Below are 20,554 nucleotides of genomic sequence, written 5' to 3' on the forward strand. Positions count from 1 at the left end.
CTTCTGCTTCATGCCGGGTTCGAAGCCGCCGCCCTGGATCATGAAACCGTCGATGACGCGATGGAAGATGGTGCCGTTGTAATGGCCGGCGTTGACGTAGGCCAGGAAGTTCTCAACGGTCTTGGGGGCCTTCTCGGCATCCAGTTCGATCTTGATCGTGCCGTGGTTGGTGGTGAGCAGAACTGCCATGATGAATCCTTTGCTTGTGGGGGAATGAAAAAAAACCGGCGGGCGACTTGGGCCCGCCTTGGCTGCGTGACGGCAGGCCGGCCTTACTTGACCAGGGTGGCCGATTCGATCACCACCGGCGTGGCCGGCACGTCGCCGGCACCGGTGCGCACTTGCTTGATCTTGTCGACCACGTCGGTGCCAGCGATGACCTTGCCGAAGACGGCGTAGCCCCAGCCGTCCTGGCCGGGGTAGTTCAGGAAGCGGTTGTCCGCCACGTTGATGAAGAACTGGGCCGTTGCCGAATGCGGTGCCGACGTGCGCGCCATCGCCACAGTATAAACCTCGTTCTTCAAACCGTTATTGGCCTCGTTCTTGATGGGCGCCTCGGTGGCCTTCTCGCGCATGTTCTGGTCATAGCCGCCGCCCTGGATCATGAAGCCGTTGATGACGCGGTGGAAGACGGTGCCGTTGTACTGGCCCTTCTTGACGTATTTCAGGAAATTGTCGACCGAGACCGGAGCCTTTTCAGGATTCAGTTCCAGGGTGATGTTACCCATGCTGGTCTTGAGCAGTACGCGCGGGGCGTCGGCCGCCAGGGCGGGGGCGGCCAGCGTGGCCGACAGAGAGAGTGCTGCAGCCATGCGCAGCAGATGACGACGGGAGAGGATCATGCGTTGCCTTCGTAAATGATTTTCCATTGCGATCCTTCACGCACCCAGTACTGGCGCTTGCGGATCGCGTTCTTGCTCTTGCCGACCGCACTTTCCTGAGTGAAAGTGCTGACGATCATGTCTTCCGGTGTGCCGGGGTAGCGGAACAGGCTGACATCGCGCAGTTTGACACTGGTATAGCGCGCGCCGTTCAGGCTCTTCTGCTGGCGGCCGAACCAGGTGGCCAGGTTCTCGCCCTGGGCCGAGCGGAATTCCGGCGAGTAATACGACAGCACCTTGTCGGCATCCGCATTCTCCAGTGACTGGCCCCATTGCTCCAGCATGGCCGAGGCGGCGTCGCGCTGTTTGGCCCATTCGCTCTTGTCGACGAACTGCACGTGCTGGCTGATCACCACTACGGTCTTGCCGACTTCGGCGGTGGAATACAGGCTCTGCAGGTCCGGATTGGCCAGCACCACGCAGCCGTCCGAGGACAGGGGTGGGCGGCTGAAGTTGTCAGAGGGCGTGCCGTGCAGCCAGATACCGTAGCCGCTGCGGCCATTGCGCTTGTCCCACTCATTGGGATAGGACAGCGGCAGCGCGCCCGTGCCATAGAAATCGGGCAGCTTGGGGCCGGGGATGCGGTTGTTGACGTAATACACGCCGATGGGCGTGCGCTGGTCGCCCGACTTGGTCTTGTTGGCACCGAAGCGGCCTTGCGAGACGTAGTAGTCGGTCATGTATTTCAGTTCGCCGCCCTGGTTCTCGTAGACGTACAGACGCGAGCGCGTGGTATCGACCACCAGCACGTTCTTCTGGTCCTCGCCCACTTGCAGCACGGCCTTGGGGATCAGCTTGGGGTCCGGTTTTTCCTGCAGGGAACGGATGCGCACCATGGCTTCGTCGCGCAATTCCTTGAGCTTGTCGCCGGGACCATCGGCCATCGCGCCGAAGTTGCGCACCGGGCGGGCATGCATCAGCAGCAGGTCGCCGCGCACCAGGTGGCCGAGGCGGAAGGTCGGATAGGCCGCCACCAGGGCGTCGGCCTTGGCCTGGGCTTCGCGCAGGCGGTTGGCGCCGAGGTCCTTGTAGATATCAATGAGCAGGGCTTCCGGATCCGGCTTGGCAGCGGGTGCGCCGGCCGTATTGCCTTGCGGCGGAATGGAAGAAGAGGATGCCTCGCTGCCCATCGCAGGCAGACCCGCCAGGCACAACATCAGCAGGCGTCCCAGCATGCGCGCGGGACGCCCTTGCAAAGCGCTAGCCACCAATTACCCTCCCGATCGTTCCTGTTTGATCAGCCATCGATTGCCCTGTTTGACGAAGATCAGGGTCTTGCGGCTGTCCACCGTCAGCCGATCCGAATTATATATCTGGCGATAGCGCACGGTCGCGATGTTGCCATTGATGCTCACCGTGGCATTGCTGACCTTGACACTGATGCGGCCCTTGTCCTCGATGCGGGCGCGGCGCTCTTCGGCCCATTCCTTGCGGGAGGCGCCACGGGGCGTCTCGAAGTCGCTGGCGTAATGACCCAGGTAGCTGCGCACGTCCTTGTCGCTCCAGGCCTTGGCCCAGCCATTCAATGCTGCCAGCACGACCACCTTGTCCTGTTCGGCGCTGGCCTCGGCCTTGGCCTTTTCCTTGTCGGCACGGGCCTTGTCGGCCTTGGCCTTCTCGGCAGCGGCCAGTTTCTCGGCCTTGGCCTTTTCTGCGGCGGCCAGTTTCTCCGCCTTGGCCTTCTCGGCCGCAGCCAGCTTGTCGGCTTGTGCCTTCTCGGCGGCAGCCTGGGCGGCCTTGTCCTTCTCGGCGCGGGCGGCTTGTTCGCGGGCCAGTTTGTCGGCTTGTTCCTTGTCCTTCTGCGCCTGCAGTTCCTTCTGCTTCTGCTCGGCGGCAGCCTTGTCGGCGGCGGCCTTCTGGGCGCGCGCCTGTTCGGCGGCCAGTTGCTCGGCGCGTGCCTTCTCGGCCTTGGCGCGGTCGGCGGCGGCCCGGTCTGCTGCGGCCTTCTCGGCGGTGGCCTTGTCTGCGGCGGCCTTGTCGGCAGCGGCCTTGTCGGCAGCGGCTTTCTCGGCGGCCGCCTTGTCGGCTGCGGCTTTTTCCTTCTCGCTGGTGGCCTTGGAGATGGCTGTCTTCTCCGCTTCGGCCTTGTCGGCGGCGGCCTGCTGCGCCAGTTTCTCGGCCGCCAGGGCACGATTGCGTTCCTGCTGTTCGGCCGCTGCCGCTTCGGCCTTGGCCTTGGCGTCGCGCTGGGCCGATGCGGCAGACGCCAGGCGCGGCACCGTGCCACCGGTGGTGTTGCCGTTGAGCGAGCGCAGCAAGGTCAGCTTGGGCTGCGGCACGTTGGCACCCGGATCGATCTGCAGCGCCTTGTCATAAGCCTGGCTGGCCAGCTTGGCATAGACGTCGCCCAGGTTTTCCAGTGCCGTGGCATAGGTGGGATTGGTGCGCATGGCCATGTCCAGCGCCGCGCGCGCCTTGTCGTACTGGCCGTCGGCCGCATACAGCACGGCCAGGTTGTTGTACGGCTCGGGCAGGTCGGGGAAGTCTTCGGTCAACTTGCTGAACACAGCGATGGCCTCGGCAGAACGGTTTTGTTCTGCTAAGATCAGCCCCTTCGTGAAACGCAGTTGCGCATCGCGCGGGTGTTTCGCCAGCACGGCATCGGTCTTGGTCAGTGCATCGGCATACTGTCCGGCCCGCATCAGCTTGTTGATGTCAGACATTTCGCTGGCATGCGCAAGCGTGGCGGGCACCCCGAACAGGGCAGCCACCAGGCTGGACAACACTGCCGTCTTGTGGGCAGTCTTGCTGATCAAACCGCGCAAACCATGAATGGATGTCTGTTCTTGTGATTCTGGGGCCATGGTTTTATCGATGCTATACTCGAAGAAATTCGAAGAAAGCTGGCATTTTATATCAAACAAGTAAGACAAAAAGAGGTTTGGCTACCGTGACCCGTTCATGTTGCAACTGCTGCTAGAACAATGAAACCCGGCAGGGGCCTGCCAGCGCCACGCTTGTTCACGGTGCCGGCCCCAGGTAGTGCATGAACCCGTCGCCCACAGCGGCAACGCCAACCCCAGAATTCCCATCCCATGAGCGAGCTCAAGATTTACAACACGCTGGCGCGTGATAAGCAGACCTTTACCCCGATCGAACCCGGCAAGGTGCGCTTGTACGTGTGCGGCATGACCGTGTATGACTATTGCCATATCGGCCATGCGCGCGTGCTGGTGGTGTTCGACATGGTGCAGCGCTGGCTGCGCGCCTCCGGCTATGCCGTGACCTATGTGCGCAACATCACCGACATCGACGACAAGATCATCCATCGTGCCGCCGAGAACGGCGAGACCATCGCCCAGCTGACCAATCGCTTCATCGATGCCATGAACGAGGATGCCGCCGCCCTGGGCGTGCAGCGTCCCGATCATGAACCGCGTGCGACCAAGTACGTGCCCAAGATGCTGGACCTGATCGGCAAGCTGGAAAAGAACGGCCTGGCCTACAAGGCCAGCGATGGCGACGTCAATTACTCCGTGCGCGATTTCCCTGGCTACGGCAAGCTCTCCGGCAAGTCGCTGGACGACCTGCGCGCCGGCGAGCGGGTGGATGTGAACACCGGCAAGCGCGATCCGCTGGACTTCGTGCTCTGGAAGGCGGCCAAGCCCAGCGAGCCGGACGAAGCCAAGTGGGACTCGCCCTGGGGCTGCGGCCGTCCGGGCTGGCACATCGAGTGCTCGGCCATGTCCAGCGACCTGCTGGGCGACCATTTCGACATCCACGGCGGTGGCCAGGATCTTCAGTTCCCGCACCATGAAAATGAAATCGCCCAGTCCGAAGGCGCGCACCAGCACACCTTCGTGAATTACTGGATGCACAACGGCTTCGTGCGCATCGACAACGAGAAGATGTCCAAGTCCCTGGGCAACTTCTTTACGATTCGCGACGTGCTCAAGAAGTACGACCCGGAAGTGTTGCGTTTCTTCATCTTGCGCGCCCACTACCGCAGCCCGCTGAACTACTCGGACGCGCATCTGGACGATGCCCGCCAGGCGCTCACCCGCCTGTACACGGCCTTGAAGGATGTGCCGCCGGAAGCCGGCGCTCTGGTGGCCGATGAAGCGCATGCACAAAGGTTCACAGAGGCCCTGGACGATGACTTCAACACGCCGGTCGCGATCTCGGTGCTGTTCGAACTGGCCAATGAGGTCAACCGTGACCGTTCGCCGGCGCAGGCGCGCCAGTTGAAGGCGCTGGCCGGTATCCTCGGCCTGCTGCAGCGCGAGCCGGCCGAGTACCTCAAGGGCGGCGTGGCAGCGGCAGACGGTCTGGGCGAAGCCGAGATCGAAGCCTTGATCGAAGCGCGCAAGGCAGCCAAGGCGGGCAAGAACTTCGCTGAAGCCGACCGCCTGCGTGCCGAGCTGACTGCAGCCGGCATCATTCTGGAAGACAAACCGGGCGGCCTGACCGAGTGGCGGAGAGCTTGATTTGAATACCAACCGAAAAGCCAGCGAGGCCGATCCCAGCCTGATCGTGCCGGCCTACTGGGAAGAGGCCAAGGCCGAGCTGATGAAGCGTGACCGCATCATGCGCAAGATCATCCCGCAGTTCGGGGATCTGCAACTGACGGTGCGCGGCGACGCCTTCACCACGCTGGCGCGTTCGGTGATCGGCCAGCAAATCTCGACCAAGGCCGCCAATGCGGTCTGGCAGCGCTTCCTGGAAGCCTGTCCGCGTTGCACGCCGGGCCAGGTGATGCGCACCGGTCCGGAAGGGCTGGCGGCGTGCGGCCTGTCCAAGCGCAAGGCCGAATACATCCTAGATCTGGCGGCCCACTTCAAGGCCAAGACGGTACATCCCGACAAATGGGCGGAGATGGAAGACGAAGCCGTCATTGCCGAGATGATCCAGATCCGCGGGATTGGCCGCTGGACAGCCGAGATGTTTTTGATATTTAATCTGCTGCGCCCGAACGTGCTGCCGCTGGATGACCTGGGATTGCTCAAGGGCATCAGCATCAGCTATTTCTCGGGCGAGCCCGTCTCGCGCAGCGATGCGCGGGAAGTCGCCGCGAACTGGGAACCGTGGCGCACCGTGGCGACCTGGTACCTGTGGCGCAGCCTGGATCCGCTGCCGTCCGATTATTGATCCAAGAGGAAGAGGGTGCGTCCGGCGCTGCTGCGCCGGGGCCGTGCTGGTGTATACTCCGCACCTCCCAAGATTTGAAGGCAAACCGATGCAACCGGGGATCATCGCGCCGCAACCCGCTCCGGGCCGGCATTGTCAGCGATTCTCGCCACATCATCGGACTTGTTGAAAAAGGAACACAATGAGTAAATCGACAACGACTTTTCTGGGCTTCGAGCAGGCCATCGCCGAGCTGGATGCCAAGATTGAAGAGTTGCGTTTTGTACAGGATGACTCGGCCGTCGACATCTCCGAAGAGATCGAGCGCCTGGTCAAGAAGAGCCAGCAGCTGACCAAGGACATCTACGCCAAGCTCACGCCCTGGCAGGTCTCGCAGATTGCGCGCCATCCGCAGCGTCCCTACACCATGGACTACGTGCGCGAGATCTTCACTGATTTCCACGAACTGCACGGCGACCGCACCTTTGCGGACGACCAGTCCATCGTCGGCGGCCTGGCCCGTTTCAACGGCCAGGCGTGCATGGTGATCGGGCACCAGAAGGGGCGCGACACCAAGGAACGCGCCATGCGCAACTTCGGCATGCCCAAGCCGGAAGGCTATCGCAAGGCGATGCGCCTGATGAAGGTGGCCGAGAAGTTTGGTTTGCCGATTTTTACCTTTGTCGATACCCCCGGCGCATTCCCCGGCATCGATGCCGAAGAGCGCGGCCAGTCCGAAGCCATCGGCCACAACCTGTACGTGATGGCCGAACTGAAGGTGCCGCTGATCGCCACCATCATCGGTGAAGGCGGTTCTGGCGGCGCGCTGGCCATCGCCGTGGGCGATTCGGTGCTGATGCTGCAATATGCGACCTACTCGGTGATCTCGCCGGAAGGCTGCGCTTCCATCCTGTGGAAGACCGCCGACCGCGCCGCGGATGCTGCTGAAGCGCTGGGCCTGACCGCTCATCGCCTCAAGGCCATCGGCCTGATCGACAAGATCGTCAACGAACCGCTGGGCGGCGCCCATCGTGATCCCAAGCAGATGGCCGGTTTGCTCAAGCGCGCACTGTCGGATTCGCTGCGCCAGTTCCAGGGCATGAAGACCAAGGACCTGCTGGCCGCACGTCACGAAAAGCTGATGGCTTATGGCAAGTTCAAGGAACTGAATTCGGCCGAATAACTTTCGGTTCGCATTTTCTTCTTCCCGGACGCCAGCGATTGCTTCGCTGGCGTTTGTCTTTTCAGGTGCCGGTTTCTCATGTCCGATCATTCCTCTTCTTCTCCTTCCTCCGGCAAGATCACCGGCAAGCTGTTGCAGGCATTGCATGCAACGCTGGCCGCGAGCGGTTTCGAACCCGCGCAGGACACGCTGGCCGTGGCCTTCAGCGGTGGACTCGATTCCACGGTGCTGCTGGAAGCGGCCGCACAGTGGCAGCATGAAAGCGGCGGGCGCGTGGTGGCCCTGCATGTGCATCATGGACTCTCGCCCAATGCGGATGCCTGGCTGGCGCATGCCGAGCAGGCATGTGCGCAGCGCGGCATCACCTGCGCGCACGAGCGCGTGCAACTGGAACGGGTGGCCGACAGCGGTGTGGAAGAAGCGGCACGGCTGGCGCGGTATGCCGCGCTGGGGCGGCTGTGCGGCGCCCATGGTGCGCGCCTGCTGCTGACGGCCCATCATCTCGACGACCAGGCCGAAACGGTGCTACTGCAACTGCTGCGTGGCAGCGGGCTGGCGGGCCTGTCCGGCATGGATCAATGCAATGCCGCGCCCGGTTTGCTGGGCGATGCGGACACGCTGATTGCACGGCCTTTCCTGGCCATCCCGCGCGCCCAGCTGGAAGAGGGCGCACGCGCCTGGTCGCTCGCCTGGATCGAGGATGAATCCAACAGCGATCCGCGCTACACCCGCAACGCCTTGCGTCATCAGGTGATGCCGGCATTGGGCCAGGTCTTCCCCGGCTACCAGCAGCGCCTGGCGCGCGCGGCCGGACACGCACAGGGCGCGCAGGAACTGCTGCGTGAAGTGGCCGAACAGGACCTGGCGCAATGCCGTGAAGACGATCATCTGCGCATGCCCGCGCTGCGTGCCCTGAGCGAGCAGCGCTTCCTGAATCTGATGCGTCACTGGTTCGGACTGCGCGGCATGCGCATGCCTTCATCGGCGTGGATGCAGGAGATGCGCACCCAATTGCTGGAGGCAGATGTGGAAGCGCAGCTGTGCGTCTCCCATCCTGACGGCGAAGTCCATCGCTACCGCGAGCGCGTCTTCCTGGCGCCGCGCCGCAGCCTGCCCGGCGAGGGCGCGTCACTGTCGCTGCGCTGGAGCGGGCAGGCGCAGGTCCATGTGCCGGTCTTCCACGGCACCCTGCAGTTCGAGCCCATTCCCGCTGGCGATGCGCGGCCCGGCTTCGATGCCGCGTGGCTGCGTGCGCAATCGCTGCTGGTGTGTGGACGCAGCGGGGGAGAACGCATCAAGCTGGCGCAGAATCGTCCGGCGCGCAGCCTCAAGCAGCAGTACCAGAGCGCCGATGTCCCTGCGTGGGAGCGGCCTTATCTGCCGCTGGTGTGGGCGGGTGAGGATCTGCTGTTCGCGGCGGGCGTGGGCATGGACTGTGCGCATTTTGCGCAGGCGGGAGAACGCATTGCCCTGCGGTGGCAGCAGGATTGATCTGCATCGGGCGTGTCGGCGTGAGTGGACAGCCGAAACGAAGCAAACCATTTAAATGATATAAAAAATATCGCCCCCGGACCTGACGGTGCGGGGGCGATATCCCTGCCATCCCTGACATGTCCGGGCCTCAGACGGATCCGATGCCCGGGGTGCTGCTCCTTGCGGACGCCTTACTTGGCGGCGGCGTCAGCGGCCGGCTTGGCTTCCGTGCCGGCAGCGGCCTTCTTCTCGGTCTTGCCTTCAGCCTTCTTTTCCGACTTCTTGTGCTTGGCGTGATGTTCCGCCTTGGCCTTCGGCGCGGTCTCGGTCTTGGCGGCTTCCGCCTTGGCCGGGGCGGCGGTGGTGGCGGCGGCGCCGGTCTGGGCGAACACCGGCAGGGTCAGGGCCGACAGCAGGGAAGCAACGATGATGGTCTTGGTCTTCATGGTGATGTCCTTTCAACGACTAGTGTCTGGTCAGTGTCAGTAGTACTGTGTGCACGGTGTGTGCTGTGTGTCTGCTATGTGTTTGCTACGTGTACCGGGCGCTGGCCCGGTACGGTCTTGCCTGGATTACTTGGTCTTGGCAGCGGTGTCGGTGGCGGCCGTCTTGGTGTCCGCAGTGCCGGCATCCTTCTTGTCAGCCTTGGCTTCAGTCTTGGTATCGGCCTTCTTCTCCGATTTTTCGGACTTCTTGTGCTTGGCGTGATGCGTGGCCTTGGCCTTCGGTGCGGTCTCGGTCTTGGCGGCTTCCGCCTTGGCCGGGGCGGCGGTGGTGGCAGCCGGGGCGGCAGGAGCGGCTGCTGCACCGGTCTGGGCGAACACCGGCAGGGTCAGGGCCGACAGCAGGGAAGCAACGATGATGGTCTTGGTATTCATGGTGATGTCCTTTCAGAGACAAGTGTCTGTTTGCGTCAGTAGTACGGTGCGTACGGTGTGTGCTGCGTGTCTGCTACGTTACTGCCATGTATCTGCTATCTGTACCGGGACTGGCCCGGTACGGTCTTACTTGCTCTTGGTCGCTGTATCGGTAGCGGCCTTGGTGTCGGCCTTGGTTTCGCTCTTGGCGTCAGCCTTCTTCTCCGACTTTTCGGACTTCTTGTGCTTGGCGTGATGCGTGGTCTTGGCCTTGGTCGCGGTGTCGGTCTTGCCGGCTTCCGCCTTGGCCGTGGCTGCTGCTGGCGCGGCCGGCGCAGCGCTGCCGGTCTGTGCGAACACCGGCAGGGCCAGTGCGGTCAGCAGGGAAGCGACGATGACGGATTTGGTTTTCATGGCAATTTCCTTTAGAAAGTGGTTGTTACGCTCGGCGCTTGATTTTGCGTAATCGCTTCATCATGTGTGTCGCCTTGCTTCCTATAACGAGCCGCCGACGTGAAAGACGACGTGAAAGTGTTTCAATTCATCGTGTATTTGTAAGCATTCGTTGCTGCTTTGCTTATAATGGTCAACACGTTGGTGCAGCCTTGTTTCCGCGCTGTTTCCCGGCTTCTCCGCTGCACTGCGTGCCTTGCCGATGGTCTTGCCGTTTCTTCTTTCCTGTTGCCTCATCGAGTTTTCTCATGGCCTATCAAACCTGGTTTGCATTTTTCCTCGCCGCCTGTGTCATCGCCATCTCGCCCGGATCGGGCGCGGTGCTCTCCATGAGCCACGGCCTCAATTACGGCCTGCGCCGTACCACGGCCACCATCCTGGGCCTGGAAATCGCGCTGGTGGTGGTCCTCATCATCGCCGGAGCCGGTGTGGGTTCGCTGCTGGTGGCCTCCGAAACCGCCTTCAACGTGGTCAAGATCGCCGGTGCCCTGTACCTGATCTACCTGGGCTTCTCGCAGTGGCGCGCCCGCGTGCCCTCGGAGCAGGAAGGCGAAGCCCTCGACAACGCCAACGCCGTGGCACGCGCCCAGCGTGGCCAGCACTGGTGGCAGCGTTGCATGACGGGCTTCCTCACAAATGCCACCAACCCCAAGGGCATCGTCTTCATGGTGGCGGTGCTGCCGCAATTCATCGATCACGAACGTCCGCTGTGGCTGCAGCTGCTGGTGCTGGCCGTGACCATGGTGGCGGTGGACCTGGTGGTGATGCACGGCTACGCCTTTGCGGCCAGCCGCCTGCAACGCTTCTTCCGCAGCCAGAAGGCGATCAAGGCGCAGAACCGTTTCTTCGGGGGCGTGCTGATGCTGGTGGGCGCCGGGCTGTTCTTCTTCAAGCGCACGCAGCACTGATTGCAGCTCTGCGCAGACAACAAAAAACCCGCAAGGCAGCTTGCGGGTTTTTTGTTGGGCGTCCCGGCCGGGTTGGCGGGGACGTGAAGGAAAATTACTTGTCCTTCTTCAGGCAGGAGGACATGAAGGCTTTGCGCTCATCGCCCTTCTTGCCGGCGGCATCGGCGTTACATTGCTTCATCTTGTCCTGCTGGGTGGCCGGCTTGGGCTGTTCCTTCTTCAGGCAGGAGGACATGAAGGCCTTGCGTTCATCGCCTTTCTTGCCGGCGGCGTCGGCGTTGCATTGCTTCATCTTGTCCTGCTGCGCATTCTGCGCCATGGCGGGGGAACCCAGCAGCAGCGGGGCGGCCAGCGCGAACGAGGTCATGGCGAAGAGCATTTTTTTCATGAGAGACTCCCTGGGGCAAGGTGGATTCGTGGGTCTGATCGCGTCTGATTCTTCAGACGCGAGCATTACAGCATGAAAGATAATGTTCTGACTAGCGCACGCAGTTGAGATCGCCTTCCTGGCAGCCTGCCAGATTCTTCAGTTCGTCCGCACGCTGGCGGGTCTTGTCGGCCAGGCAGGGTTGCAGCGCAAGTGAAGCTGCAGACCCGCCGGCGCTGGCCGAGCTCTCAAAGCGGCAGGACAGGTCGCGATACTTCAGCCAGGCCAGCTGCACTTCGCGCAACTGGTTCTGTTTCGCCTTGTTGAGCTTGTCGCGATAGGCCATGTAGGTGGCGTTGAGATCGGCATCGTTCTGGGTCAGGGTCTGTGAGGCGCAGGCATTCATCTCGGCCTGGGTGGCGGCCTTGGTGCAATCGGCAGCGAAGGCACTGCCGGCACACAGCAGCAGGGCGGCTGCCAGCAGGGACAGGGGGGCTTTCATGGGACTGGACTCCGGTTTCTCAGGGGACGAGGCTGCAATGCTTCCGGTTGGCAAGGTCATTCTGGCAACCTTCGGAAGGCTTGCAACTTGTCGGGATAAAATGACATTTTGCCTGTCTTAGAAGAACACAGAGCAGGCCGGTTCGCCCGTTTCTGCAACGAAATTGAAACAAGCCGTATCTGATTTTCCTTATCCAAATCTTTTTCAGGAGTAGCGCAGATGGGATTGAGCTGGCTGTCCGCCATCAAACTGATTCCCTGGGGCGACGTGGTCCAGGCCACCCCCGGCATCGTCAAGGGCGCGCGTGACCTGTGGTCGCGCACCCGCAAGGCCAAGACCGCAGTCGATGCCGCGCCGCCCGCGCCGGTCACCGGCGACGTCGGCCAGCTGGCCCAGCGCATCGTCCAGCTGGAAGCCGAGCAGCTCGAAGCCAGCCAGTTGATCAACACTCTGGCCGAGCAGAATGCGCAACTGGTCGCCACCATGGATGCCATGCGCCGCCGCCTGCGCATGCTGGGGGCCTTCAGCGTGCTGCTGGCGGTGGGCGTGGTGGCGGTGTGGCTGCGCTGAACCTGGCTTGCCGTTTTTTCTGATCCCTGATCCCTGACTCCTTTACGACTGGCCCTGCATGTTCCAACAAGCATTGCGCATGACCCTGCGCGACTGGCGCACCGGTGAACTCCGTTTCCTGTTGATCGCCTTGATCGTGGCGGTGGCGGCACTGTCCTCGGTCGGTTTCTTCGTCGACCGCATGCGCGCCGGCATGACGCGCGATGCGCACCAGTTGCTGGGGGCCGATCTGCTGGTGGCGGCCGACCAGCCGCTGTCGCCGCAATGGCTGCAGCAGGCCGCGACGCAAGGCTTGCAGCAGGCGCAGACCCAGGTCTTCCCCAGCATGGCGCAAGCCGGGGAGGGCGACGCGGCCCGCTCGGTGCTGTCGTCCATCAAGGCCGTCACGGCGGGCTATCCCTTGCGCGGCCAGTTGCGGCTGCAGGGCAGCGATGGCCGCGACCGGCCTGCCAACGGCATTCCGCAGCCGGGGACCATCTGGGTCGATCCGCAGATCCTGTCCCAACTCGACGTGAAGGTCGGCGATACCCTCAGGCTGGGTGATCTGGCGCTGAAGATCGCCGCCGTCATCGCGATCGAACCGGATCGCGGCAGCGCCTTCGTCAACTTCGCGCCGCGCGTGATGCTCAATGAGGCCGACCTGGCCGCCACGCATCTGGTGCAGGTCGGTTCGCGCGTGACCTACCGCCTGTTGATCGCCGGCCCGCCCGAGGCCGTGCAGCGCTATCAGCAGCAGATCGAACGCCAGATCGACGCCGACAAGCTGCGCGGCGTGCGTCTGGAGTCGCTGGAAAACGGCCGCCCTGAGATGCGCGCCACGCTGGACCGCGCCGAGCAATTCCTGTCGCTGGTCGGGCTGCTGTCGGCCATGCTGGCTGCGCTCGCCGTGGCCATGGCCGCGCGCCGCTTCATGCTGCGCCATCTGGATGCCTGCGCCATGCTGCGCTGTTTCGGCATGACGCAGGCGCAGGTGACCACGCTCTATCTGACCGAATTCATTCTCATCGGGCTCGCCGCCAGCTGCATCGGCATGCTGGTCGGCTTTGCCGCCCACTTTGCGTTGCTGCAATGGCTGGGCAACTTCCTGCCGACCGCCTTGCCGCCACCGGGCTGGGCACCGGCGCTGCAGGGCGTGGCCACCGGTCTGCTGCTGCTGGTCGGGTTTGCCTTGCCGCCCATCCTGCAATTGCGCAACGTGCCGCACAACCGCGTGATCCGGCGCGACCAGGGCGCACCGCAGGCGCTGACGGTCGGGACCTATGTGCTGGGCACGCTGGTGTTTTCCGGATTGCTGCTGTGGCAGGCGGGCGATCTCAAGCTGGGGCTGCTGACCATCGCCGGTTTCCTCGGCGGCTTCGGTCTCTTCGCGCTGGTGGCCTGGCTGTGCCTGCGTGCGCTGCGTTCGCTGCGCGGGCTGGTGGATCGCCAGAGCTGGCGCTTCGCCATCGATGGCTTGCAGCGTCGTCCGGCCGCCGCCGTGATGCAGGTGGTGGCGCTGGGCCTGGGGCTGATGGCGCTGTTGCTGCTGACCGTCATCCGAGGCGATCTGGTCGGCGCATGGCGGCAAGCCACGCCGGCCGATGCGCCCAACCGCTTCATCATCAACATCCAGCCGGACCAGCGCGAGGCCGTGCAGCAGGCGCTGCGCCAGGGCGGGGTGCGGGATGCGGCGCTGTATCCGATGATTCGCGGACGCCTGGTGCAGATCAACGGGCGCGCGGTCAATCCGTCGGACTATCAGGAAGACCGCGCCAAGCGCCTGGTGGACCGCGAATTCAATCTCTCGACCATGCGCGACATCCCGCCCGGCAACGGCATCGTGGGCGGCCGCTGGTACGACGACAGCCGCCCGGAAGCCTCGGTGGAACGCGGGCTGGCGCAGACCTTGGGCATCAAGCTGGGCGACAAGCTGCAATTCGACATCGCCGGGCAACTGGTGGAAGCCCCCGTGACCAGCCTGCGCAAGCTGGAGTGGGGATCACTGCGAGTGAATTTCTTCGTCATCCTCAACCCGACGCTCATGCGCGATACGCCGCAAAGCTGGATCACGGCGGTACACCTGACGCCGCAGCAGGAGGCCTTGGGCAACACGCTGGCGCGTGACTTCCCCAATCTGACCGTTGTGGATATAGGAAGTGTACTGGCACAGATTCAGGAAGTGGTCGGTCAAGTGATTGCAGCTGTAGAGTTCCTGTTCCTGTTCACTTTGTGTTCAGGTGTACTGGTACTGTACGCTGCACTGGCAGGGTCCCAGGATGAACGTGTACGGGAAGCTGGCCTGTTGCGTGCGCTCGGTGCGACCCGGCAGGAGCTCTCCCGCGCCCAGCGCATCGAGGTGCTGCTGGTGGGTTCGCTGGCCGGGCTGCTGGCCGCCAGCGGTGCGGCCGGCATTGGCTGGGCGCTGGCGAATTACGTCTTCAATTTCGACTGGAGTTTCAGCCCGCTGGTGTGGGTGGCCGGCATGGGGCTGGGCGCGGCTTGCTCGGCGCTGGGCGGCTGGGCCGGATTGCGTCACGTGCTGCGCCGTCCGCCGCTGCAGACCTTGCGCGAGGCTTGATCCGATACAGATCAAGCAAGGCTGGCATTGGCAGCCGGACCGGCCCGACGCGGGCGGCCGGCTGCGGTATCATGGCGGTCTTATGCAAATCGAAGATCCCAACCAACCGACCACGTTCGAACTCATCGGAGGCGCAGAGAAGCTGCGCGAGATGGTCGACCGTTTCTATGACCTGATGGACCTGGAGCCGGAGTTCGCCGGCATCCGCGCGCTGCATCCGCCTTCGCTGGACGGTTCGCGCGAAAAAACCTACATGTTCCTCTCCGGCTGGACCGGCGGTCCCAGCCTGTACATGGAAAAATTCGGCCATCCGCGTCTGCGGGCGCGCCACCTGCCTTTCCCCATCGGCATCTCCGAGCGCGACCAGTGGCTGCGCTGCATGACCTGGGCCATGCAGGACGTCGGCCTGCCGGAAGACCTGATGAAGCGTCTGCTGGCCGCGCTCTACCAGACCGCCGACTGGATGCGCAACAAGCCCGAGTAATTCGCACTGGATAGGTCCCATGTCCCTTTTTGAAATGATCCTCGCCGGCCTGGTGGTGGCCGGTCTTGTGCTGCAAGTGCTGATCCTGCTGCGCGGTAGCCAGCGGCAGGAGGACGACACCGCGCTGGTGATCGAAGACGCGCTGCTGCAGGTCAAGCAGGACCTGCAACGCCATCAGCAGGAGACCGGCGAGCGCATCGAGCGCGAGCTGCGCAGCCAGGTGCAGGCCAGTGCCCAGAGCACGCGCCAGGAACTGGGCGCGAACTTTGCCCATCTGCAGCAGACGCTGGCTACGCAACTGACGAGCGTGGCCGGTTTGCAGAACCAGCAGATCGACGGTTTTGCGCAGCAACTGGTCAAGCTCAACGAAAGCAATACCCAGCAACTGGAAAGCATGCGCCAGTCCATCACGCTGCAGGCCCAGGTGAACCGTGAAGAGCAGGCGGTTTCGCTCAAGCGCTTTGGTGACACCTTGAATCAGCAACTCTCGGCATTGACCGAATCCAACGCCCAACGCATGGCCGAGGTGCGCGCCACGCTGGAAGCCAAGATCAAGGACCTGCAGAACGACAACGCGCAAAAGCTGGAAGAGATGCGCAAGACCGTGGACGAAAAACTGCATTCCACGCTGGAACAGAGACTGGGTGAATCCTTCAAGCTGGTCTCGGACCGGCTGGACAAGGTACACCAGGGCTTGGGCGAAATGCAGCAGCTGGCCACCGGCGTGGGCGACTTGAAGCGCGTGCTGACCAACGTCAAGACGCGCGGCACCTGGGGCGAAGTGCAGCTGGAGATCCTGCTGGAGCAGATGCTCACCCCCGACCAGTACGCCAAGAACGTGGAGACCGTCCCGGCCAGCGGCGAGCGGGTGGAATTTGCCATCCGCCTGCCGGGGGCCAAGGAAGATGCTGGCCAGGTCTGGATGCCCATCGATGCCAAATTCCCCAAGGAACAGTACGAACGCCTGGTCGATGCCGCCGAGCGCGCCGATGCCGACGGCGTGGCCACGGCCGGGCGCGAACTGGAACGGGCAGTACGTGGCGAGGCCAAGACGATTGCCGAGAAATACCTGTCGCCACCGCTGACGACCGACTTTGCCATCCTCTTCCTGCCAACCGAAGGGCTGTATGCGGAAGTGATGCGCCGGCCCGGCTTGTCGGATGAATTGCAGCGCACCTGCCGGGTCACCATTGCGGGTCCGTCGACCTTGTCGGCGCTGCTCAACAGCCTGCAGATGGGCTTCCGCACGCTGGCACTGGAAAAGCGCTCGTCGGAGGTGTGGCAGGTGCTGGGCGCGGTCAAGACCGAGTTCGGCAAGTTCGGCGAAGTGCTGGCCGCTACCAAGACGGCGCTGGAGCGCGCCGCCAAGAACATCGACCAGGCCGAGACCCGCACCCGCCAGATGACGCGCAAGCTCAAGTCGGTGGAGGCGCTGCCGGTGGAGAATGCGCAGAAGCTGCTGGGGACCGGGGAGCTGGATTTGGGCGAGGATGCCGAGGGCGTCTGATTGGCCTCTTCCTTCACCTGCAGAGGGGCTCAAGCGGCTGGAAAACAGAAGGGACGGCTTGCCGTCCCTTTTTCTTCATTTGCGCCTGAAAGCCACCATCACACCAGGCCGTCGAACAGCACTACCGCCACTTCTTCGCCGGCAGCTACATCACCGCGTTCGTGTTCCAGTTCAATGATGCAGTTGGCGTCCGACATCGAGCGCAGGATGCCCGAACCCTGCATGCCGGTCAGCCGCACTTGCCAGTGACCGTTCTCGTCCGGGGCCAGGATGCCGCGCTGGTATTCGGTGCGGCCGGCCTTCTTGCGAATGGCCGTGGCCGTCTTCACCCGCAGGCGCGGCAGCGGATTGGCTTCGGCACCGGCCAGGCGCAGCAGCGCATCGCGCACGAAGAAGGAAAAACTCACCTGCACCGCCACCGGGTTGCCCGGCAAACCGAACAGATAAGCCTCCCGTCCGCGCGAGCGGATGCGGCCGAAGGCCAGTGGGCGGCCGGGGCGCATGGCGATCTTCCAGAACGTCATCTCGCCCAGGCTGGCCATGATCTGCTTGGTGTAATCGGCCGCACCAACGGAGACGCCACCGGAGGTGATGACCGCATCGGCTTCTTCGCAGGCACTGCGGAACGCCGCTTCGAGGGCGGCCGGATCGTCCGGCACCACGCCCATGTCCAGCACCTCGCAACCGAGGCGCGTGAGCATGCCGTGCAGGGTGTAGCGATTGGAGTCATAGACGCAGCCGGCATCGAGCGGCTCGCCGACCGAGCGCAACTCGTCGCCGGTGGAGAAGAAGGCCACGCGCAGACGGCGCTGCACCGGCACTTCGGCAATGCCCAGCGAGGCCAGCAGGCCGATGTCGGAGGGCCGCAGCACGCGGCCGCGCGGCAGGGCCACGCTGCCCAGGGCCAGGTCTTCGCCACGCAGGCGGCGATTGTCGCCGGGACGCACGCGGCCGGCAGGCAGGGTCACGCCTTGCGCATCGGCGTCGGTAGTCAGTTCCTGCGGGATCACGGTGTCGCAACCGTCGGGCATCGGTGCGCCGGTCATGATGCGCACGCACTGGCCGGGGCCGACGCTGCCGGCGAATTGTTCACCCGCGTGTACCGCGCCGATGATCTGCAGGCGCACTTGCTGGCCCTCGGCCACGTCCTCGCCACGCAGGGCATAGCCATCCATGGCCGAGTTGTCGTGCGCCGGGACGTCGATGCGGGAAATGATGTCGCGCGCCAGCACGCGCGAAAGGGCGCTGCGGATGGCCAGCTTTTCCACGGCCTCGACGGGCGTGATGAATTCCTGGATCACGGCTTGCGCGCGTGCCACCGTCATGGCGTTGGGGTCATAGCCGCTGATGCAGCTGACGATGTCGTGGAGTGTGGCGGTGTGGGTCTCGGTCATTGTTCTGCTTCGAGCTGTTGCAAATCCAGCCCGGTATTGATGTTGCTGAAGGCGCGCTCGTCGGGGAAATCCACTTCGACGCAATCAAGGCTGGCAAACCAGCAGTCCATCTTGCGTTCGCCCGCCGCCAGGAAGGCGTCCAGCGAAGCACGCGTACTGGTCTGAAGCAGCGAGCATACAGGATGCCGCTGGCGCCCGTGTACGCCCTCGGTGACCGCGATGGCAGCCTGTGCGCCGCTGGCGGTGAGGGCGTCGTACAGGTGCGCTACCAGGTCATAGGGGATCAGCGGCGAGTCGCATGGGGCGGTGGCCAGCAGCGGCGTGTGGCAATGGGCCAGGCCGCATTGCAGACCCGCCAGCGGGCCGGGGAAATCCCCCTGCAGGTCATGCCAGACCGGATAGCCGAAACGGGCGTACTCCAGCTGGGAGCGGTTGGCGTTGATCGCCAAGGTGCCGACCTGCGGTGCCAGGCGTTCCAGCACATGCTGCACCAGTGGCTTGCCATGCAGGACTTGCAGGCCCTTTTCCACGCCGCCCATGCGCGTGCCACGGCCACCGGAGAGGACCAGGCCGGTGATGTGAATGGCGGCGGTGGCGGGGGAAGACATGGTGCGGAAGAGGAAGGAGCAGGGCAGACGTGCCGGATCAGCCGCCGATGTAGGACATCTCGACCTTGCGCGCCGGAGCCGCCTGCATGGCGCTGCGCAGCTCGGAATAACGGTCGCCGCGCTGGCCCCAGAGGGCGGCGATGGCACCGGCAATCTCGGCATCGCTGCTGCCGTTGCGCACCAGGCTGCGCAGGTCGTGGCCTTCGCTGGCGAAGAGGCAGGTGTAGACCTTGCCTTCGGTGGAGAGGCGCGCGCGTGAGCAGTCCTGGCAGAAGGCCTGGGTCACGCTGGAGATCACGCCGATCTCGCCGCTGCCATCCACATAGCGCCAGCGCTCGGCGGTCTCGCCGGTGTAGTTGGGGTCGGCCACTTCCAATGGCATCTCGGCAGCGATGCGGCGGACCACTTCGCGCGAGGGCAGCACTTCGTCCATGCGCCAGCCGTTGGAAGAGCCCACGTCCATGTATTCGATGAAGCGCAGGATGGCCGGGCTGCCCTTGAAGTAGCGCGCCATCGGCAGGATCTGGTCGTCGTTGACGCCCTTCTTGACCACCATGTTGATCTTGATCGGGCCGAGTCCGGCGGCGTGCGCCGCTTCGATGCCTTCCAGCACGCGCGCCACCGGGAAATCGACGTCGTTCATGCGGCGGAAGCTCTCGTCATCCAGCGAATCCAGCGACACCGTCACGCGCCTGAGCCCGGCCGCCTTGAGCACCTGGGCCTTTTGCTTCAGCAGCGTGCCGTTGGTGGTGAGGGTCAGGTCGATTTCTTCGCCGTCCGGGGTGCGCAGGGCGGCCAGCATGGCGATCAGGGTCTCGATGTTCTTGCGCAGCAGCGGCTCGCCGCCGGTCAGCCGGATCTTGCGCACGCCATGCGCCACGAACTGGGCTGCCACGCGGGTCAGCTCCTCGAAGGTCAGCAGGTCAGAGTGCGGGAGGAACTGGTATTGCTTGTCGAAGACATCCTTGGGCATGCAATAGACACAGCGGAAATTGCAGCGGTCAGTCACCGAAATGCGCAGGTCGTGCAGCGGACGTCCCAGACTGTCGCCCAGCCAGCCGGTCGGCTCGACCGCAACCGGCGTCAACAAGCCGGCCGCACTGGCGCTCGGGGCTTGCCGGACATCGACGATGGGGATGACGCGCTTGTTCATACGATCTGACGATAAAAGGTGTGTAACGATAGCACGCCTGAGGCCGACGCGCAGATGCACAATCATGCATATAGTGTATGCGTGCAACTGAATCTCGCGCCTGCCGCCGCCCGCCGTGCGGGCCTGCTGGCATCTGGCTTGCAGCGCCATCGTATCCTGCCGTGACTGTATCGTGACGGCGAGCGGGCAACTGTCACCAAATAGGAGGTCGTTTGCCGATGGGCGGTGAAGGCAAAGCCTTCATGTGGAAACCGATAGACATGAAAAAGGGAGCCGAAGCTCCCTTGTTCATTGCCGATTTTTACTGCCTCCGGGCCACCCTGCGGCAGGGTGGCCGGAATCCTTCTTAACGGCGGGTTTCGACCTGCACCAGCGGTTCGGTCGACTGCGGCGGCAGCGGCTTGCGCTCGCGCGGCACGTGCGGTGCCGGGACGAAGGCAGCAGCGGCTTCCTGGGCAGCGCGCAGCTTGACCGGGTCCGTGGTGGCCAGGGTCAGGCCGGCTTGCGACAGCATCTGCTCCAGCGACTCCGAACGGGCAGCGTTGCCGGTGCTGGCCGCCACTGCGGGGGCAGGGGCAGGGGCAGGGGCA

At 63.8% G+C, this 20,554-nt stretch carries 22 protein-coding genes; 9 read left to right on the forward strand and 13 right to left on the reverse strand.

The window, feature by feature from the left end; all coding sequences use genetic code 11:
- From B3873_RS18120 to B3873_RS18135, 4 genes are all read right to left on the reverse strand, one after another.
- The coding region (locus tag B3873_RS18120; protein ID WP_286867796.1) for a peptidylprolyl isomerase at window positions 1–189 on the reverse strand (189 nt) is incomplete at its 3' end.
- An 83-nt stretch (window positions 190–272) separates the two neighbouring features.
- Window positions 273–842: a peptidylprolyl isomerase gene (locus B3873_RS18125; RefSeq protein WP_286867798.1), complete on the reverse strand. Its 570-nt coding sequence runs from the start codon at window positions 840–842 to the stop codon at window positions 273–275.
- A complete protein-coding gene (locus tag B3873_RS18130) occupies window positions 839–2,056 on the reverse strand; it encodes a L,D-transpeptidase family protein (protein ID WP_100245611.1) in 1,218 nt (405 codons plus the stop codon). Before B3873_RS18130 ends, B3873_RS18125 begins: the two co-directional genes overlap by 4 nt.
- A 36-nt stretch (window positions 2,057–2,092) precedes the next feature.
- Complete coding sequence (locus B3873_RS18135; protein WP_286867799.1) at window positions 2,093–3,685, reverse strand: nuclear transport factor 2 family protein; 1,593 nt, start codon at window positions 3,683–3,685, stop codon at window positions 2,093–2,095.
- A gap of 231 nt (window positions 3,686–3,916) precedes the next feature.
- Here B3873_RS18135 and cysS point away from each other — a divergent pair, with 231 nt between their 5' ends.
- From cysS to tilS, 4 genes are all read left to right on the forward strand, one after another.
- A complete protein-coding gene (cysS, locus tag B3873_RS18140; RefSeq protein ID WP_286867800.1) occupies window positions 3,917–5,308 on the forward strand; it encodes a cysteine--tRNA ligase in 1,392 nt (463 codons plus the stop codon).
- A gap of 1 nt (window position 5,309) precedes the next feature.
- Window positions 5,310–5,969 carry a DNA-3-methyladenine glycosylase family protein gene (locus tag B3873_RS18145; RefSeq protein WP_034335513.1) on the forward strand — a complete coding sequence of 220 codons (660 nt, stop codon included), beginning with the start codon at window positions 5,310–5,312 and terminating at the stop codon, window positions 5,967–5,969.
- Window positions 5,970–6,150: 181 nt separating this feature from the next.
- A complete protein-coding gene (locus B3873_RS18150; protein ID WP_008327848.1) occupies window positions 6,151–7,131 on the forward strand; it encodes an acetyl-CoA carboxylase carboxyltransferase subunit alpha in 981 nt (326 codons plus the stop codon).
- A gap of 78 nt (window positions 7,132–7,209) precedes the next feature.
- Entirely contained in the window at window positions 7,210–8,622 is a 1,413-nt protein-coding gene (gene tilS, locus B3873_RS18155) for a tRNA lysidine(34) synthetase TilS (RefSeq protein WP_286867803.1), read from the forward strand.
- A gap of 173 nt (window positions 8,623–8,795) precedes the next feature.
- Here the strand turns inward: tilS and B3873_RS18160 are convergent, their stop codons facing one another.
- From B3873_RS18160 to B3873_RS18170, 3 genes are all read right to left on the reverse strand, one after another.
- The gene (locus B3873_RS18160; protein ID WP_209533224.1) at window positions 8,796–9,050 is read right to left on the reverse strand and encodes a hypothetical protein; all 255 of its coding nucleotides are present in this window, start codon (window positions 9,048–9,050) and stop codon (window positions 8,796–8,798) included.
- A gap of 126 nt (window positions 9,051–9,176) precedes the next feature.
- A complete protein-coding gene (locus B3873_RS18165) occupies window positions 9,177–9,482 on the reverse strand; it encodes a hypothetical protein (RefSeq protein ID WP_209533222.1) in 306 nt (101 codons plus the stop codon).
- A gap of 126 nt (window positions 9,483–9,608) precedes the next feature.
- Window positions 9,609–9,875 (reverse strand): hypothetical protein, encoded by a 267-nt coding sequence (locus tag B3873_RS18170; protein ID WP_209533220.1) that lies wholly within the window; start codon window positions 9,873–9,875, stop codon window positions 9,609–9,611.
- 287 nt (window positions 9,876–10,162) lie between these two features.
- Here B3873_RS18170 and B3873_RS18175 point away from each other — a divergent pair, with 287 nt between their 5' ends.
- Window positions 10,163–10,822, forward strand: a complete 660-nt coding sequence (locus B3873_RS18175) for a LysE family transporter (RefSeq protein ID WP_034339732.1) — start codon at window positions 10,163–10,165, stop codon at window positions 10,820–10,822.
- A 94-nt stretch (window positions 10,823–10,916) separates the two neighbouring features.
- Here the strand turns inward: B3873_RS18175 and B3873_RS18180 are convergent, their stop codons facing one another.
- Complete coding sequence (locus B3873_RS18180; protein WP_083859824.1) at window positions 10,917–11,210, reverse strand: PsiF family protein; 294 nt, start codon at window positions 11,208–11,210, stop codon at window positions 10,917–10,919.
- 91 nt (window positions 11,211–11,301) lie between these two features.
- Entirely contained in the window at window positions 11,302–11,691 is a 390-nt protein-coding gene (locus tag B3873_RS18185; RefSeq protein ID WP_286867806.1) for a lysozyme inhibitor LprI family protein, read from the reverse strand.
- Window positions 11,692–11,910: 219 nt separating this feature from the next.
- On the opposite strand from B3873_RS18185, the gene B3873_RS18190 reads away from it, so the two are divergent.
- The 4 genes from B3873_RS18190 to rmuC all read left to right on the forward strand — a co-directional run bounded on the left by B3873_RS18190 (window position 11,911) and on the right by rmuC (window position 16,809).
- On the forward strand, window positions 11,911–12,261 hold the full coding sequence (locus B3873_RS18190; RefSeq protein ID WP_134135164.1) for a hypothetical protein: 351 nt from the start codon (window positions 11,911–11,913) through the stop codon (window positions 12,259–12,261).
- 58 nt (window positions 12,262–12,319) lie between these two features.
- The gene (locus B3873_RS18195) at window positions 12,320–14,818 is read left to right on the forward strand and encodes an ABC transporter permease (RefSeq protein ID WP_286867809.1); all 2,499 of its coding nucleotides are present in this window, start codon (window positions 12,320–12,322) and stop codon (window positions 14,816–14,818) included.
- An 82-nt stretch (window positions 14,819–14,900) separates the two neighbouring features.
- On the forward strand, window positions 14,901–15,302 hold the full coding sequence (locus B3873_RS18200; protein ID WP_034339751.1) for a group II truncated hemoglobin: 402 nt from the start codon (window positions 14,901–14,903) through the stop codon (window positions 15,300–15,302).
- Between the two features lie 19 nt (window positions 15,303–15,321).
- Window positions 15,322–16,809 (forward strand): DNA recombination protein RmuC, encoded by a 1,488-nt coding sequence (gene rmuC / locus B3873_RS18205; RefSeq protein ID WP_286867811.1) that lies wholly within the window; start codon window positions 15,322–15,324, stop codon window positions 16,807–16,809.
- Between the two features lie 98 nt (window positions 16,810–16,907).
- Here rmuC and glp read toward each other — a convergent pair whose 3' ends face one another.
- The 4 genes from glp to B3873_RS18225 form a co-directional block, all read right to left on the reverse strand.
- A complete protein-coding gene (gene glp / locus B3873_RS18210) occupies window positions 16,908–18,203 on the reverse strand; it encodes a gephyrin-like molybdotransferase Glp (protein ID WP_039786464.1) in 1,296 nt (431 codons plus the stop codon).
- Entirely contained in the window at window positions 18,200–18,811 is a 612-nt protein-coding gene (mobA, locus tag B3873_RS18215) for a molybdenum cofactor guanylyltransferase MobA (RefSeq protein ID WP_286867814.1), read from the reverse strand. The genes glp and mobA overlap by 4 nt, the downstream gene beginning before the upstream one ends.
- Window positions 18,812–18,848: 37 nt before the next feature.
- Window positions 18,849–19,964, reverse strand: a complete 1,116-nt coding sequence (moaA, locus tag B3873_RS18220) for a GTP 3',8-cyclase MoaA (protein ID WP_286867815.1) — start codon at window positions 19,962–19,964, stop codon at window positions 18,849–18,851.
- Between the two features lie 346 nt (window positions 19,965–20,310).
- Window positions 20,311–20,554, reverse strand: a 244-nt coding sequence (locus tag B3873_RS18225) for a hypothetical protein (RefSeq protein WP_286867816.1), incomplete at its 5' end; no start/stop codon positions are given.

The sequence above is a fragment of the Herbaspirillum sp. UBA812 genome (genome assembly GCF_002296545.1).
Lineage (GTDB): Bacteria > Pseudomonadota > Gammaproteobacteria > Burkholderiales > Burkholderiaceae_D > Herbaspirillum > Herbaspirillum huttiense.

Excerpts from the sequence above, each read along its gene's own strand:
- B3873_RS18200 (WP_034339751.1), top strand. The coding sequence starts at position 14,901 with ATGCAAATCGAAGATCCCAACCAACCGACCACGTTCGAACTCATCGGA.
- B3873_RS18180 (WP_083859824.1), bottom strand. The coding sequence starts at position 11,210 with ATGAAAAAAATGCTCTTCGCCATGACCTCGTTCGCGCTGGCCGCCCCG.
- B3873_RS18130 (WP_100245611.1), bottom strand. The coding sequence starts at position 2,056 with ATGCTGGGACGCCTGCTGATGTTGTGCCTGGCGGGTCTGCCTGCGATG.
- B3873_RS18160 (WP_209533224.1), bottom strand. The coding sequence starts at position 9,050 with ATGAAGACCAAGACCATCATCGTTGCTTCCCTGCTGTCGGCCCTGACC.
- cysS (WP_286867800.1), top strand. The coding sequence starts at position 3,917 with ATGAGCGAGCTCAAGATTTACAACACGCTGGCGCGTGATAAGCAGACC.
- glp (WP_039786464.1), bottom strand. The coding sequence starts at position 18,203 with ATGACCGAGACCCACACCGCCACACTCCACGACATCGTCAGCTGCATC.
- B3873_RS18125 (WP_286867798.1), bottom strand. The coding sequence starts at position 842 with ATGATCCTCTCCCGTCGTCATCTGCTGCGCATGGCTGCAGCACTCTCT.
- moaA (WP_286867815.1), bottom strand. The coding sequence starts at position 19,964 with ATGAACAAGCGCGTCATCCCCATCGTCGATGTCCGGCAAGCCCCGAGC.
- B3873_RS18190 (WP_134135164.1), top strand. The coding sequence starts at position 11,911 with ATGGGATTGAGCTGGCTGTCCGCCATCAAACTGATTCCCTGGGGCGAC.
- tilS (WP_286867803.1), top strand. The coding sequence starts at position 7,210 with ATGTCCGATCATTCCTCTTCTTCTCCTTCCTCCGGCAAGATCACCGGC.
- rmuC (WP_286867811.1), top strand. The coding sequence starts at position 15,322 with ATGTCCCTTTTTGAAATGATCCTCGCCGGCCTGGTGGTGGCCGGTCTT.
- B3873_RS18150 (WP_008327848.1), top strand. The coding sequence starts at position 6,151 with ATGAGTAAATCGACAACGACTTTTCTGGGCTTCGAGCAGGCCATCGCC.
- B3873_RS18175 (WP_034339732.1), top strand. The coding sequence starts at position 10,163 with ATGGCCTATCAAACCTGGTTTGCATTTTTCCTCGCCGCCTGTGTCATC.
- B3873_RS18135 (WP_286867799.1), bottom strand. The coding sequence starts at position 3,685 with ATGGCCCCAGAATCACAAGAACAGACATCCATTCATGGTTTGCGCGGT.
- B3873_RS18165 (WP_209533222.1), bottom strand. The coding sequence starts at position 9,482 with ATGAATACCAAGACCATCATCGTTGCTTCCCTGCTGTCGGCCCTGACC.
- B3873_RS18170 (WP_209533220.1), bottom strand. The coding sequence starts at position 9,875 with ATGAAAACCAAATCCGTCATCGTCGCTTCCCTGCTGACCGCACTGGCC.
- mobA (WP_286867814.1), bottom strand. The coding sequence starts at position 18,811 with ATGTCTTCCCCCGCCACCGCCGCCATTCACATCACCGGCCTGGTCCTC.
- B3873_RS18185 (WP_286867806.1), bottom strand. The coding sequence starts at position 11,691 with ATGAAAGCCCCCCTGTCCCTGCTGGCAGCCGCCCTGCTGCTGTGTGCC.
- B3873_RS18195 (WP_286867809.1), top strand. The coding sequence starts at position 12,320 with ATGTTCCAACAAGCATTGCGCATGACCCTGCGCGACTGGCGCACCGGT.